At 74.5% G+C, this 14847-nt stretch carries 12 protein-coding genes; all 12 read left to right on the top strand.

Annotated elements, in window-relative coordinates; all coding sequences use genetic code 11:
• Positions 1-186: 186 nt before the first annotated feature.
• The 12 genes from pyrR to A3CO_RS0118080 all read left to right on the top strand — a co-directional run bounded on the left by pyrR (position 187) and on the right by A3CO_RS0118080 (position 14812).
• On the top strand, positions 187-771 hold the full coding sequence (gene pyrR / locus A3CO_RS0118135; protein WP_018333659.1) for a bifunctional pyr operon transcriptional regulator/uracil phosphoribosyltransferase PyrR: 585 nt from the start codon (positions 187-189) through the stop codon (positions 769-771).
• Positions 772-800: 29 nt separating this feature from the next.
• Complete coding sequence (locus A3CO_RS0118130; protein WP_026204736.1) at positions 801-1757, top strand: aspartate carbamoyltransferase catalytic subunit; 957 nt, start codon at positions 801-803, stop codon at positions 1755-1757.
• On the top strand, positions 1754-3049 hold the full coding sequence (locus A3CO_RS0118125; RefSeq protein WP_018333657.1) for a dihydroorotase: 1296 nt from the start codon (positions 1754-1756) through the stop codon (positions 3047-3049). The genes A3CO_RS0118130 and A3CO_RS0118125 overlap by 4 nt, the downstream gene beginning before the upstream one ends.
• Entirely contained in the window at positions 3046-4176 is a 1131-nt protein-coding gene (gene carA, locus A3CO_RS0118120) for a glutamine-hydrolyzing carbamoyl-phosphate synthase small subunit (RefSeq protein ID WP_033414598.1), read from the top strand. Before A3CO_RS0118125 ends, carA begins: the two co-directional genes overlap by 4 nt.
• 4 nt (positions 4177-4180) lie before the next feature.
• Positions 4181-7543, top strand: a complete 3363-nt coding sequence (gene carB / locus A3CO_RS0118115; protein ID WP_018333655.1) for a carbamoyl-phosphate synthase large subunit — start codon at positions 4181-4183, stop codon at positions 7541-7543.
• Positions 7540-8484, top strand: a complete 945-nt coding sequence (gene pyrF / locus A3CO_RS0118110) for an orotidine-5'-phosphate decarboxylase (RefSeq protein WP_018333654.1) — start codon at positions 7540-7542, stop codon at positions 8482-8484. The genes carB and pyrF overlap by 4 nt, the downstream gene beginning before the upstream one ends.
• A 193-nt stretch (positions 8485-8677) precedes the next feature.
• The gene (gene mihF / locus A3CO_RS0118105; RefSeq protein WP_018333653.1) at positions 8678-8995 is read left to right on the top strand and encodes an integration host factor, actinobacterial type; all 318 of its coding nucleotides are present in this window, start codon (positions 8678-8680) and stop codon (positions 8993-8995) included.
• Positions 8992-9648, top strand: coding sequence for a guanylate kinase (gene gmk / locus A3CO_RS0118100; RefSeq protein ID WP_018333652.1), 657 nt, complete (start codon positions 8992-8994; stop codon positions 9646-9648). The genes mihF and gmk overlap by 4 nt, the downstream gene beginning before the upstream one ends.
• A complete protein-coding gene (rpoZ, locus tag A3CO_RS0118095; RefSeq protein ID WP_018333651.1) occupies positions 9645-9929 on the top strand; it encodes a DNA-directed RNA polymerase subunit omega in 285 nt (94 codons plus the stop codon). The genes gmk and rpoZ overlap by 4 nt, the downstream gene beginning before the upstream one ends.
• Before the next feature lie 41 nt (positions 9930-9970).
• The gene (gene coaBC, locus A3CO_RS0118090; RefSeq protein WP_018333650.1) at positions 9971-11188 is read left to right on the top strand and encodes a bifunctional phosphopantothenoylcysteine decarboxylase/phosphopantothenate--cysteine ligase CoaBC; all 1218 of its coding nucleotides are present in this window, start codon (positions 9971-9973) and stop codon (positions 11186-11188) included.
• A 186-nt stretch (positions 11189-11374) separates the two neighbouring features.
• On the top strand, positions 11375-12553 hold the full coding sequence (metK, locus tag A3CO_RS0118085; protein ID WP_018333649.1) for a methionine adenosyltransferase: 1179 nt from the start codon (positions 11375-11377) through the stop codon (positions 12551-12553).
• 198 nt (positions 12554-12751) lie between these two features.
• A complete protein-coding gene (locus A3CO_RS0118080) occupies positions 12752-14812 on the top strand; it encodes a primosomal protein N' (protein ID WP_051086002.1) in 2061 nt (686 codons plus the stop codon).
• Positions 14813-14847: the final 35 nt, after the last annotated feature.

The following is a 14847-nucleotide window of genomic DNA, read 5'->3' as shown; positions in this document are numbered from 1 at the left end:
GGGTGGATTCGCTTGCGTCCGACCGAATGCCCCCCGTGATCGCTCGGACGCGCTATGCCCGTCGGGGAGACGTCGAGCGTGGCGCAGCCGACGCGATCGGTCGCACACGGTGGCTGATAGTGTCGGTGCCGACCCCACAGACGTCCTTTAAGAGCCGTCCCGCGAGGCGGAGAAGGAGGTCCCCGAGTGCCCACGCGGCGCCGGGGCGGTCCCGTACCGAACGGTGCGTCGAACGCCGAGGGTGAGCGCGAGCTCCTCTCCCCGGCCGACCTCGCCCGGACGGTGGCACGGATCGCCCACGAGATCCTCGAGAAGACCGCGGAGTCCGGAGCACCCGTCGTGCTCCTCGGCCTCCCCACCCGCGGCATCCACCTCGCCCGGCGGCTCGCCGAGCGCATCACGGCGATCGACGCGGACGCGACCGTGGCGGTCGGCACGGTCGACCCGACGCTCTACCGCGACGACCTGCGCCGCCAGCCGACGCGGCCGCTCGCCGAGACGGACATCCCCGCCGGCGGCATCGACGACGTGATCGTCGTCCTCGTCGACGACGTCCTGATGTCCGGCCGTACGGTCCGCGCCGCCCTCGACGCGCTGCGCGACCACGGCCGGCCCCGCGCGGTGCAGCTCGCCGTGCTCGTCGACCGCGGGCACCGCGAGCTGCCGATCCGCGCGGACTACGTCGGGAAGAACGTGCCGACCAACCGCGCGGAGGACGTCGTGGTGTCGCTCTCGGAGTGCGACGGCGCGGACGGGGTGGCGATCCGATGACGGTCCAGCCCGACGCCACCGGGATCGGACTGCGCCACCTGCTCTCCACCGAGGGGCTGCGTCGCGAGCAGGCCGAGGCACTGCTCGACACCGCCGCGAGCATGGAGCAGGCGCTCACCGGCCGGGCGGTCCGCAAGCTGCCGACGCTGCGCGGGCGCACCGTCGTGACGCTGTTCTACGAGAACTCGACGCGGACCCGGGTGTCCTTCGAGGTCGCCGGGAAGTGGATGAGCGCGGACACCATCAACGTCTCCGCGAGCGGCTCCAGCGTGGGCAAGGGGGAGTCGCTGCGCGACACCGCCTCGACCCTCGCGGCCGCGGGCGCCGACGCGATCGTCGTCCGCCACCCGGCGTCGGGAGCCCCCCACCGGATCGCGGGGTGGCTCGACCGCGTGGGCCACTCCCACACCGACGGCCACGTCGCCGTGGTCAACGCGGGCGACGGCACCCACGAGCACCCCACCCAGGCCCTGCTCGACGCCGCGACCCTGCGCAGGCGGCTGGGGGCGGACCTCACCGGGCGCCGGGTCGCGATCGTCGGCGACGTGCTCCACAGCCGGGTGGCCCGCTCCAACGCGCACCTGCTGGCGACGCTGGGGGCGGAGGTCACGCTGGTCGCGCCCCCGACGCTGCTGCCCGCGGGCGTCGACGCCTGGCCGGTGACGGTCACCCACGACCTCGACGCGCACCTCGCCACCGGGCCCGACGCGGTGATGATGCTGCGGGTGCAGGCCGAGCGCATGCACGGCGGCTTCTTCCCGAGCGCCCGGGAGTACGCGGTGCGCTTCGGGCTGAGCGCCCGCCGCGCCGACACGCTGCCCGACCACGCCGTCGTGCTGCACCCCGGGCCCGCGGTGCGCGGCATGGAGATCGCGAGCGCGGTGGCCGACTCGGACCGGGCCGCCATCAGCGAGCAGGTCACCGCCGGGGTCCACGTGCGGATGGCCGTGCTCTACCACCTGCTGGCCGGGGAGGACTCCCGATGACCACCACCACGAGGATCGCGAACGCCCGCCCCTACGGCGAGGACCCGACCGACCTCTACGTCCGCGACGGGGTGCTGGTCGCGCCCGTCGACGAGCCCGACGCGACGGTCGACGCCGACGGCCTGATCGCCCTGCCGGGCCTGGTCGACCTGCACACCCACCTGCGCGAGCCGGGCGGCGAGGAGGCCGAGACGGTCGCGACGGGCTCGGCGGCCGCGGCGTTGGGCGGCTACACCGCCGTGTTCGCGATGCCGAACACGAACCCGACGCAGGACTCCCCGGTCGTCGTCGAGCACGTCTGGCGGCGCGGGCGCGAGGTCGGCCTGGTCGACGTGCACCCCGTGGGGGCGGTCACCGTCGCCCTCGGCGGGGAGCGCCTCGCCGAGATGGGCATGATGGCGGCCTCCGCGGCCGGCGTCCGGATGTTCTCCGACGACGGCCGGTGCGTGAACGACCCGCTGCTCATGCGCCGCGCCCTGGAGTACGCGCGCTCGCTGGACGCGGTGGTGGCCCAGCACGCCGAGGACCACCGGCTCACCGTCGGCGCCCAGGCGCACGAGGGCCCGGTCGCGGCGCGGCTCGGCCTCACCGGCTGGCCCGCGAGCGCCGAGGAGTCGATCATCGCCCGCGACGCGATGCTGGCGGCGGCCGCCGGGGCGCGGCTGCACGTCTGCCACGTCTCGACGGCGGGGTCGGTCGAGGTGCTGCGGTGGGCCCGCGCCACCCTGCTGCCCGGGACGTCGGCCGCGGTGAGCGCGGAGGTCACGCCCCACCACCTGCTGCTCACCGACACCGCGGCCGAGGACTACGACCCGGTGCACAAGGTGAACCCGCCGCTGCGACCCGAGGCCGACACCCTCGCGCTGCGCCGGGCGCTCGCCGAGGGCGTGATCGACTGCGTCGCCACCGACCACGCGCCGCACGCGGTCGAGGCCAAGGACTGCGAGTGGTCGCAGGCCCGGCCCGGCATGCTGGGGTTGCAGACCGCGCTGTCGGTGGTCGCGTCCACCATGGTGACGACGGGTCTGCTCGACTGGCGCGGCGTGGCGCGGGTCTGCAGTGAGGTGCCGGCCGCGATCGCCGGGCTGCCCGACCAGGGCCGCCCGCTCGCCGTCGGCGAACCGGCGAACCTCGTCCTGGTCGACCCCGACGCCCGGTGGACGGTGCGCGGGGCGGACCTGGCGAGCATCGCCGACAACACCCCCTACGAGGGGATGGAACTCGGAGTCTCCGTGGTGCACACCATGCTGCGGGGACGCTGGACCGTGCAGGACGGGAAGGTTGCAGGGTGAGCAGGTCGGACACGAGACCCACTGAGGCGTTGCTGGTGCTGGAGGACGGCACCGTCCATCGCGGGGAGTCCTTCGGGGCGACCGGCCGCACCCTCGGGGAGGCCGTCTTCACCACCGGGATGACCGGCTACCAGGAGACGCTGACCGACCCGAGCTACCACCGGCAGATCGTCGTCGCGACCGCGCCGCACATCGGCAACACCGGCTGGAACGACGAGGACGACGAGTCCACGCGCATCCACGTCGCCGGGTACGTCGTGCGGGACCCGGCGCGGACGCCGTCGAACTGGCGCTCGCGGCGCTCCCTCGACGACGAGCTGGAGCGCCAGGGCGTCGTCGGGCTGGCCGGTGTCGACACCCGGGCGGTGACGCGGCGGCTGCGTGAGCACGGCTCCATGCGCGCCGGCGTGTTCTCCGGCGACGGGCTGGCAGGAGAGCGCGAGATGCTCGACGTGGTCCGCGACAGCCCGGAGATGGCGGGCGCCGACCTCGCGGGCGCGGTGACCACCGCGGAGCCCTACGTCGTCGCCGCCGAGGGCACCCGGCGGTTCTCCGTCGCCGCGCTCGACCTCGGCATCAAGGCGAACACCCCGCGGATGCTGGCCCAGCGCGGCATCGAGACGCGGGTGCTGCCGAGCACCGCCTCCCTCGACGAGCTGCTCGACGGGTCCCCCGACGGGGTGTTCCTGTCCAACGGGCCGGGTGACCCGGCCACCGCCGACCACGCCGTCGCGCTCACCCGCGGCGTCCTGGAGCGCGGCGTCCCGCTCTTCGGCATCTGCTTCGGCAACCAGATCCTGGGGCGCGCCCTCGGGATGGGGACCTACAAGCTGCGCTACGGCCACCGCGGGATCAACGTCCCGGTGTACGACCACCTCACCGGGACCGTGGCCATCACCAGCCAGAACCACGGCTTCGCGATCACCGGGACCCCCGGTGACCACGTCGACTCGCCGTTCGGCAGGGTGCACCTGTCGCACGGGTGTCCCAACGACGACACGGTCGAGGGCGTGACCTGTGCCTCGGTCCCCGCGTTCTCCGTGCAGTACCACCCCGAGGCGGCCGCCGGCCCGCACGACGCCGCAGACCTCTTCGACCGTTTCGCTGCCCTGATGGGAGGGCGCTGAGGACATGCCGCGCCGCGAGGACATCCACCACGTCCTGGTCATCGGGTCCGGCCCGATCGTGATCGGCCAGGCCTGCGAGTTCGACTACTCGGGCACGCAGGCCTGCCGGGTGCTGCGCGAGGAGGGCCTGCGGGTCTCCCTCGTCAACTCCAACCCGGCGACGATCATGACCGACCCGGAGTACGCCGACGCCACCTACGTCGAGCCGATCGACGTCGAGCACGTCACCAAGGTCATCGAGGCCGAGCGCCCCGACGCGCTGCTCGCCACCCTGGGCGGCCAGACCGCGCTGAACACCGCCATCGCGCTGCACGACGCCGGGGTGCTCGAGCGCTACGGCGTCGAGCTGATCGGCGCCGACGTCGAGGCCATCCAGCGGGGTGAGGACCGGCTCAAGTTCAAGGAGATCGTCCGCTCCGTCGGCGGCGACGTCCCGCGCTCCGAGGTCTGCCACTCGATGGAGGAGGTGCGGGCGACGGTGGCCGAGGTCGGCCTCCCCGTCGTCATCCGGCCCTCGTTCACCATGGGCGGCCTCGGCTCCGGCCTCGCCTACACCCACGAGGAGCTCGAGCGCCTCGCCGGCACCGGCCTGGCCGCGAGCCCGGTGCACGAGGTCCTCATCGAGGAGTCGGTGCTGGGCTGGAAGGAGTTCGAGCTCGAGCTCATGCGCGACCACCGCGACAACGTGGTGGTCATCTGCTCGATCGAGAACATCGACCCGATGGGTGTGCACACCGGCGACTCGGTGACGGTCGCGCCCGCGATGACGCTCACCGACCGCGAGTACCAGGTCATGCGCGACATGGGCATCAAGGTGCTGCGCGAGGTCGGCGTCGAGACCGGTGGCTGCAACATCCAGTTCGCGGTGGAGCCGAGCACCGGGCGCCTCGTCGTCATCGAGATGAACCCGCGCGTCTCGCGGTCCTCCGCGCTGGCCTCGAAGGCGACCGGCTTCCCGATCGCGAAGATCGCCGCCCGGCTCGCCGTCGGCTACAGCCTCGACGAGATCACCAACGACATCACCGGCGAGACCCCGGCGAGCTTCGAGCCCACGCTCGACTACGTCGTGGTCAAGGTGCCGCGGTTCGCGTTCGAGAAGTTCCCGGGCGCCGACCCCACGCTCACCACGACGATGAAGTCGGTCGGCGAGGCGATGGCGCTCGGCCGCAGCTTCCCCGAGGCCCTGAACAAGGCGCTGCGCTCCACCGAGACCAAGGACGCGAGCTTCGGCACGCGCCCCGACCCGCTCGGTCTCTCGAAGGACGACGCGCTGAAGCAGGCGGCGCTGCCGCGCGACGGCCGGCTCTACGCCGTCGAGCGGGCCCTGCGTCTCGGCGCCACCGTCGCCGAGGTCAGCGAGGCCTCCGGCATCGACCCGTGGTTCGTCGAGCAGATCGAGGGCATCGTCGCGCTGCGCGGTGAGATCGCCGAGGCGCCCGTGCTCGACGCCGCGCTGCTGCGCCGCGCCAAACGGTCCGGGCTCTCCGACCTGCAGATCGCCACCGTGCGCCCCGAGCTCGCCGGCGAGGCGGGGGTCCGGGCGCTGCGCCACCGGCTCGGGGTGCGGCCGGTCTACAAGACCGTGGACACCTGCGCCGCCGAGTTCGAGGCGCGCACGCCGTACCACTACTCGGCCTACGAGTCCGACCCCGCGGCCGAGTCCGAGGTCGTCGCGCAGACCGAGCGGCCCAAGGTCATCATCCTGGGCTCCGGGCCGAACCGGATCGGGCAGGGCATCGAGTTCGACTACTCGTGCGTGCACGCCGCGACCTCGCTGCGCGCGGCGGGCTTCGAGACGGTGATGCTCAACTGCAACCCCGAGACGGTCTCCACCGACTACGACACCGCCGACCGCCTCTACTTCGAGCCCCTCACCGAGGAGGACGTGCTCGAGGTCGTCCACTCCGAGCGGGCCTCGGGCGGGGGCGACGCGCAGCGACGTCCCGACGGCGGGTACTCGCCCGGCCTGGCGGGCGTCGTCGTCCAGCTCGGCGGGCAGACCCCGCTCAAGCTCGCCGCGGCCCTGGAGGCCGCGGGCGTGCCGATCGTGGGCACCCCGCCGGCGGCGATCGACCTCGCCGAGGAGCGCGGCGCCTTCGGCCAGGTGCTCGACGACGCGGGCCTGCCCGCCCCGCCCTACGGCACCGCGACCAGCTTCGACGGCGCCCGTGACATCGCCGCGGCCATCGGCTACCCCGTGCTGGTCCGGCCGTCCTACGTGCTCGGCGGGCGTGGGATGGAGATCGTCTACGACGACGAGACGCTGGCGGACTACATCGCCCGCGCCACCGAGGTGACCCCCGACCACCCGGTGCTGGTCGACCGGTTCCTCGACGACGCCATCGAGATCGACGTCGACGCGCTGTGCGACGCGACCGGCGAGGTCTACCTCGGCGGCGTGATGGAGCACATCGAGGAGGCCGGGGTCCACTCCGGCGACTCCTCGTGCACCCTGCCCCCGATCACCCTCGGGCTCTCCGACCTCGAGGTGGTGCGCGCCTCCACGGTGGCGCTGGCCCGGCGGCTGGGCGTGCTCGGCCTCATGAACGTGCAGTACGCGCTCAAGGACGAGACGCTCTACGTGCTCGAGGCCAACCCGCGTGCGAGCCGCACCGTGCCGTTCGTCTCCAAGGCCACCGGCGTGCCGCTGGCCAGCGCCGCGGCCCGGGTGATGCTCGAGGCCACGATCGCCGGGCTGCGCCACGAGGGCGTGCTTCCTGCGACCGGGGACGGGGCGCACCTGCCGGCCCAGCACCCGGTCGCCGTCAAGGAGGCCGTGCTGCCCTTCCACCGGTTCCGCCGACCCGACGGGCGGGGCGTGGACTCGCTGCTCGGCCCGGAGATGAAGTCCACCGGCGAGGTCATGGGCATCGACACCGCGTTCTCGACCGCGTTCGCGAAGGCGCAGGCCGCCACGTCGGGACCCCTCCCGACGTCGGGCCGGATCTTCGTCTCGGTGGCGAACCGCGACAAGCGGGCCCTGATCTTCCCGGTGAAGCGCCTCGCCGACCTCGGGTTCGAGATCCTCGCGACGGCGGGGACGGCGAGCGTCCTGGAGCGCAACGGCATCCCCGCCCAGGTGGTGCGCAAGCACTTCGAGGGGCCGGACAACATCGTCGACACGATCCTCGCGGGCGAGGTCGGCATGATCATCAACACCCCGGTCGGGCACACGGGGCCCCGGATCGACGGCTACGAGATCCGGGCCGCGGCGCTCAACGTCGGCGTCCCGTGCATCACGACGGTGCAGGGCGCGGCGGCGGCCGTGCAGGGCATCGAGGCCGTCATCCGCGGGGAGATCACGGTCACCCCGCTGCAGGTGCTCCACGAGCGGCTGGCGAAGGCACGGGCCACGGAGGGCGTGTGACCGGCCCGGCGAGCGGGGCGACGGGGGAGCGGAGCGGGGCCCGGGTGCCCTTCACCGACAAGCTGAGCGGGGCCGTGGCGACCCACGGCCCGCTCTGCGTGGGGATCGACCCGCACCCGGGTCTGCTCGCCCGGTGGGGCCACGAGGACGACGCGGCGGGCGTGGAGCGCTTCGGGCGCGACGCGGTCGCCGCGCTCGCGGGCCACGTCGCCGTCGTCAAGCCGCAGGTCGCGCTGTTCGAGGTGCACGGCAGCGGGGGGGTGCGGGCCCTGGAACGGGTGCTCGCCGACGCCCGCGACGCCGGGCTGCTGACGATCGCCGACGCCAAGCGGGGCGACATCGGCTCGACGATGACCGCGTATGCCCGCGCGTGGCTCGCCGACACCTCGCCGCTCGCGGCCGACGCGGTGACGCTCTCGCCCTACCTCGGGGTCGGGTCGCTGACACCGGCCCTCGACCTCGCCGCCGAGACCGGCCGTGGGGTGTTCGTCCTCGCCCGGACCTCGAACGCGGAGGCGGCGACGGTGCAGTCCGCGCAGTCGTGGACCGCGCTGTCCGACCCGTCGAGCCCGGGGATGCGGGAGGTCGCGCAGGGCGTCGTGGACGCCTGCGGGGCCGCGAACGCGGTGCGGGCCGGGGAGGGCCGCAGCGGGCCCGTGGGCGTGGTCGTGGGCGCCACGGGCGGCACCACCGGCCGGGCGCACGGGTTGGACCTCACGCGCCTGCACGGGCCGGTGCTGGTGCCGGGCCTCGGGGCCCAGGGCGCCACCCCGGAGGACCTGGCCCGTGCGTTCGCCGACGGGACCGGACCCGTCGTCCCGTCGAGCTCGCGGGAGATCCTCGCCGCCGGCCCCGACCCGGAGGCGCTGCGCGACGCGTGTCTCGCGTTGAACGGCGCCCTGCGCGGGCTGGCGCTGCCCGCCGGACCGATCGGCGCGTAGCAGCCGCCGACCGTCCGGTCCGGGCGCTCCGGACGCGGAGCGCGTCGGGTGTCCGCGCACGGCGAGACCGTTCACACCCCGGACACCCGAGGACTGTGGACTCGCACCCCAGACGGTACGTTCGCCAGCGACGAGGGCGCCCGCGAGATGAGTGGGGGCCCGGAGACCCCATCCACAGATATCGGAGGAGACCGTGGCACTTCCCGAGCTGACCGAGGAGCAGCGGGCGGCCGCGCTGGAGAAGGCCGCCGCTGCCCGCCGCGCCCGGGCCGAGCTCAAGGAGCGGCTCAAGCGCGGCGGCACCACCCTCGGTGACGTGCTCGAGCAGGCCGACTCCGACGAGGTGCTCGGCAAGATGAAGGTCTCGGCGCTCCTCGAGGCCCTCCCGGGCGTCGGCAAGGTTCGCGCCCAGCAGATCATGGAGCGGCTGGAGATCGCCCCCAGCCGCCGCCTGCGTGGCCTCGGCGAGCGCCAGCGCAAGGCGCTGCTCGCGGAGTTCGACGGGGAGTGACGCACGACGCGGGAGCGACGGGCGGGCGGGGACGTCTGCTCGTCCTCGCCGGGCCGTCCGGCGTCGGCAAGAGCACCGTCGTGGCCGAGCTGCGCCGGATGGCCGCACCGCTGTGGTTCAGCGTCTCGGCCACCACCCGGGCTGCGCGTCCGGGCGAGGAGGACGGCCGCGAGTACCACTTCGTGTCCGACGCCGACTTCGACCGCATGGTCGCCGACGGCGAGATGCTGGAGTGGGCCTCGATCCACCGCGGTCTGCACCGGTCGGGCACCCCGGCCGCCCCGGTCGAGGCCCACCTCGCCGCGGGGGAGCCGGTGCTGCTCGAGCTCGACCTCGCGGGTGCCCGGGCCGTCCGGTCGCGCCGGCCGGACGCGCTGCTCGTGTTCCTGGAGCCGCCGTCGTGGGAGGTCCTCGTGGACCGGCTCACCGGCCGCGGCACCGAGCCGCAGGACGTGATCGACCGGCGGCTCGCCACCGCCCGGATCGAGCTCGACGCCCGCCGTGAGTTCGACGTGGGGCTCGTGAACCACGACGTCCGGGAGACCGCACGGCGGTTGGTAGACTTGGCCCACCCCGTGGACGCCGCTGCCTGCAAGAACGCGGGCACAGCTGCAGTCACACGGACCCACGATCCCGCAGGAGCCAGTGAATGAGCATCTCCACCAGTCGCGTCACCGGTGGCTTCCACGACGTGCCCGAGGGCATCACCAACCCGCCGATCGACGAGCTGCTGGAGACGGTCAGCTCGAAGTACGCGCTGGTGATCTACGCGGCCAAGCGGGCGCGGCAGATCAACGACTACTACGCCCAGCTCGGCGAGGGCCTGCTCGAGTACGTCGGCCCGCTCGTGGAGCCGGGCCCGCGCGAGAAGCCGCTGTCGATCGCCATGCGCGAGATCCACTCGCACCTGCTCGAGCACACCGAGGGCGAGTAGCACCGCGGTAGCTCCTCCGACGGATCGGGCAACACGCCACCATGGCTGAGATCGTGCTCGGCGTCGCGGGCGGCATCGCCGCCTACAAGGCGTGCGAACTGCTCCGTCGGCTGCGTGAGGCCGGGCACCAGGTGCAGGTGGTGGCCACCCCGAACGCCCTGCGCTTCGTCGGGGCCGCCACCTTCGAGGCGCTCTCCGGCCGTGAGGTCCTCACCGAGGTCTTCGAGCACGTCCCCGACGTCACGCACGTGGCGCTCGGGCGGCGGGCCGACCTCGTCGTCTGCGCCCCCGCCACCGCCGACCTGCTCGCGCGGATGGCGGCGGGTCGCGCGGACGACCTCCTGACCTCGACGTTGCTCACCGCGCGATGTCCCGTGCTCGCCGCCCCCGCGATGCACACCGAGATGTGGGACCACCCGGCGACCGTCGAGAACGTCGCCACCCTCCGCCGCCGCGGCATCGTCGTCCTCGAGCCCGCCTCCGGCCGGCTCACCGGTGCCGACTCCGGGCCCGGCCGGCTGCCGGAGCCCGTCGAGATCGCGGAGTTCGTCCGCCTCCTGCTCGAGGCGCCGCACGCGCTGCCGCGCGACCTCGAGGGACGCCACGTCGTGGTGTCGGCCGGCGGCACCGCCGAGCCGCTCGACCCGGTCCGCACGCTCGGCAACCGCTCGTCCGGGCGCCAGGGCTACGCGCTGGCGCGGGTGGCCGCCCAGCGCGGCGCCCACGTCACGCTCGTCGCCGGGACCACCGCCGACCTCGAACCGCCCGCCGCCGTCGACCTCGTGCGCGTGCGCACCACCGAGGAGATGCGGACGGCCGTCCTCGACGCCGGGAAGGCGGCCGAGGCCGTCGTCATGGCCGCCGCGGTGGCCGACTTCCGGCCCGCGACCGTCGCCGGGTTCAAGATCAAGAAGGGTCCCGGCGAGCCGGACGCGATCCCTCTCACACGCAACCCCGACATCCTCGCCGAACTGGTGGCCGAGCAGGTGCCCGGGCGGCTCGTGCTCGGGTTCGCCGCCGAGACCGGGGACGCCGACCACGACGTCCTCTCCTTCGGTCGCGCGAAGCTCGAGCGCAAGGGCTGCGACTACCTCGTCGTCAATGCGGTCGGCGGCTCCACCGGGCACAACGCCTTCGAGGGCGCCGACAACGAGGGCTGGCTGCTCGGCGCCGACGGCTCGTCCGTGCAGCTGCCGATGGGGTCGAAGGCGGCACTCGCCGCGCGCGTCTGGGACACGGTGGCCGCTCGCTTGGCGTAACGATCCGGCCACGGAGCGTGTCGGGGCCCACGGTCGAAAGCCAATGCCACACCTGGTCACGCTGCACAACCGCGATGTGACGCGCTGCGCAAACCGGCCGGTCAGGGGCCTGCCAGTTGCGCCGGATGCCGTTACTGTTGGCGGGTCCCACTGTCGAGGCAGGGAGAAATTGTGCCCGCTAGGCGTTTGTTCACTTCCGAGTCCGTCACCGAGGGCCACCCGGACAAGATCTGTGACGCCATCTCCGACGGAATTCTGGACGCCCTGCTGGCGCAGGACCCCAAGAGCCGGGTGGCCGTCGAGTCGATGGTGACCACCGGCCAGGTGCACGTGGCCGGTGAGGTCACCACCAACGCGCACGTCAACTACGTCGACATCGTCCGCAAGACGATCCTGGACATCGGCTACGACTCGTCGGCCAAGGGCTTCGACGGCGAGACCTGCGGTGTCTCCATCTCCATCGGCGCGCAGTCCGCCGACATCGCCCAGGGCGTCGACCAGGGCTACGAGTCCCGCGTCGAGGGCTCCGAGGACGAGATCGCGAGGCAGGGCGCCGGCGACCAGGGCCTCATGTTCGGCTACGCCGACGCCGACACCCCCGAGCTCATGCCGCTGCCGATCGGGCTCGCCCACCGGCTCGCGCGCAAGCTGACCAGCGTGCGGCGTGAGGGCGTCCTGCCCTACCTGCGCCCCGACGGCAAGACCCAGGTCACGATCGCCTACGACGGCGACAAGCCGGTCGGCGTCGAGACCGTCGTGCTCTCCACGCAGCACGCCGCGGACATCGACCTCGACGAGATGCTCGCGCCCGACATCCGCTCGAAGGTCATCGCGCCCGTCCTCGAGGGCATCGACCTCGACTCGTCGAACACCCGCGTCCTCGTGAACCCGACCGGTCGCTTCGTCGTCGGCGGCCCGATGGGTGACGCCGGCCTGACCGGCCGCAAGATCATCGTCGACACCTACGGCGGCTACGCCCGTCACGGTGGCGGCGCCTTCTCCGGCAAGGACCCGTCGAAGGTCGACCGCTCCGCCGCGTACGCCGGCCGCTGGGTGGCGAAGAACGTCGTCGCCGCCGGTCTCGCCCGCCGCGCCGAGGTCCAGCTCGCCTACGCCATCGGCAAGGCCGAGCCCGTCGGTGTGTTCCTCGAGACGTTCGGCACCGCGAACGTGGACCCGGCCAAGATCGAGAAGGCCATCGCCGAGGTGTTCGACCTGCGCCCCGGCGCGATCGTCCGCGACCTCGAGCTGCTGCGCCCGATCTACCAGCCGACCTCCGCGTACGGCCACTTCGGCCGCGACGACCTCGACCTCCCCTGGGAGCGCACGGACCGTGCCGACCAGCTGAAGTCGATCGCCGGCTGACGCTCGTCCGACGCCACGGCCCGGTCGCCCCCCACGGGGTGGCCGGGCCGTCGTCGTCCCCAGCTGCAAGCAACGCGTCACCGCTTGCACCCAGTGCCAGGAAATCCGGCATCGTGGTCCGCGCGGTCGGACCGCTCTGGTAGACCGGCGCCCGTGGGCGGATCACCGGGGGACGAGGCGCTGCTGGCGCTGCCCGGCATGCCCACCCCCGCCCGGCCCGTCGTCGAGAAGGCCCCGAAGCACAACGAGCGCCTGCCGGCGGAGCGGGACTCCGTCGCGTCGGTCGCGGTCGACGTCCCGCTCCCGCACCTCGACCGGCCGTTCGACTACCGCGTGCCGGTGCAGCTCGACGAGACCGCCGTCGTGGGTGCGCGGGTGCGGGTGCGCTTCGCCGGCCGGGTGGTCGACGGCTACGTCCTCGCCCGCTCCGACACCACCGAGCACGACGGCCGGCTGCAATGGCTGGAGAAGGTCGTCTCGCCCGAGCCGGTGCTCTCGCCCGAGCTCGCCGCCCTGTGCCGCACGGTGGCCGACCGCTACGCCGGCACGCTGGCTGACGTCCTGCGCCTCGCCCTGCCGCCGCGCCACGCGCGCGTGGAGAAGGAGCCCCGTCCCGACGCCGGGTCGGTGCCGGTCCCGGCGGCGGCTCCCGACGGAGGCCCGGGGTGGGCCGCCTACCCGCGCGGCCCCGCGTTCCTGGAGGCGCTGAGCGGGCAGCGCCCGGCCCACGCGGTGTGGCAGGCGTTGCCCGGCGAGGACTGGGCGCGGCGCCTGGCCGAGGCCGCGCGGGCCACGCTCGCGGCCGGGCGGGGCGCGGTGATCGTCGTGCCCGACCGCCGCGATCTCGACCGGCTGGACGCGGCGTGCCGGGAGGTCGTGGGGGAGGAGCACGTCGCCGCGCTGGCCGCGGACCTGGGCCCGGCCGAGCGGTACCGCCGCTGGCTCGCGGTGTCCCGCGGTCGGCGCCGGCTCGCGATCGGGACGCGGGCGGCGGCGTTCGCGCCGGTGCCCGATCCCGGCCTGCTCGTCGTGTGGGACGACGGGGACGACTCGCACACCGAGCCCCGGGCGCCCTACCCGCACACCCGCGACGTCCTCGTCGCCCGCGCCCACACCAGCGGGGCCGCGCTGCTCGTCGCCGGCATCACGCGCACCGCCGAGGCCGAGGTGCTCGTGCGCAGCGGCTGGGCCCACCCGGTGGTCGCGGAGCGCACCACGGTCCGCGAGCGCGCGCCGCGGGTCACCGCCCTCGGCGAGGACGAGCGGCAGCTGCTGCGCGACCCGACGGCCCGGGCGGCGCGGATCCCCTCCGTCGCGTTCGAGGCCGCCCGCGCCGCACTGGGCGCCGGCCGGCCGGTGCTGGTCCAGGTGCCCCGCCGCGGCTACCTCCCGGCGATCGCCTGCGCGCAGTGCCGGGAACCCGCCCGGTGCCGCCACTGCCACGGGCCGCTGGGCATCCCGGCCGGCACCGGGGACGCGCCCGCCCCGCCGACCTGCCGCTGGTGCGGGCGGCCCGCGACGAACTACCGCTGCCCGGCGTGCGCCTCGCCCCGCCTGCGGGCGACGGTGGTGGGCGCCGGGCGGACCGCCGAGGAGCTCGGCCGGGCGTTCCCGCAGACGGTGGTGCGCAGCTCGGGCGGCGGCGCCACGATCCTGGAGACCGTCGACGCGGCCCCGGCCGTCGTCGTCGCCACCCCGGGCGCGGAGCCCGCGGCCGCCGGCGGGTACGGCGCCGCCCTGCTGCTCGACGGCGCGGCCCTGCTCGCCCGGCCCGAGCTGCGCGCCGCCGAGGACACGGTGCGTCGCTGGTTCGCCGCCGCGAGCCTCGTGCGCCCCGGCCCGGACGGCGGCCGCGTCGTGGTGGTCGCCGAGTCGAACCTCCCCGCCGTGCAGGCGCTCGTGCGCTGGGATCCGGCCGGGCACGCCGGCGCGGAGCTCGACGCGCGCACCGAGCTGGGCCTGCCGCCCGCCGTCCGGATGGCGGCCCTCGACGGCGAGCCCGCCGCGCTGCGCGACCTCGTCGAGACCGCCCGCCTGCCCGACACCGCCGACGTCCTGGGCCCGGTCGAGCTACCGCCCGGGACCCGGCTCCCCGGGGCCGAGGAGCGCACCGAACGGGCCGAGCGCACGCTCGTCCGGGTGCCGCGTCCCGCCGGCCGCGACCTCGCGCGGGCGCTGCAGGAGGCCCAGTCGATCCGCGGTGCGCGCCGCGAGCGCGAGCCGGTCCGCGTGCTGCTCGACCCGCACGACCCGCTCTGATCGCCGAGCACCCCGCACCGATCCGCCCGGACCGG

It is taken from the genome of Actinomycetospora chiangmaiensis DSM 45062, from assembly GCF_000379625.1.
Lineage (GTDB): Bacteria > Actinomycetota > Actinomycetes > Mycobacteriales > Pseudonocardiaceae > Actinomycetospora > Actinomycetospora chiangmaiensis.
Note: the sequence above shows the minus strand (reverse complement) of the source record. Positions and strands in the feature narration are given on the sequence as shown.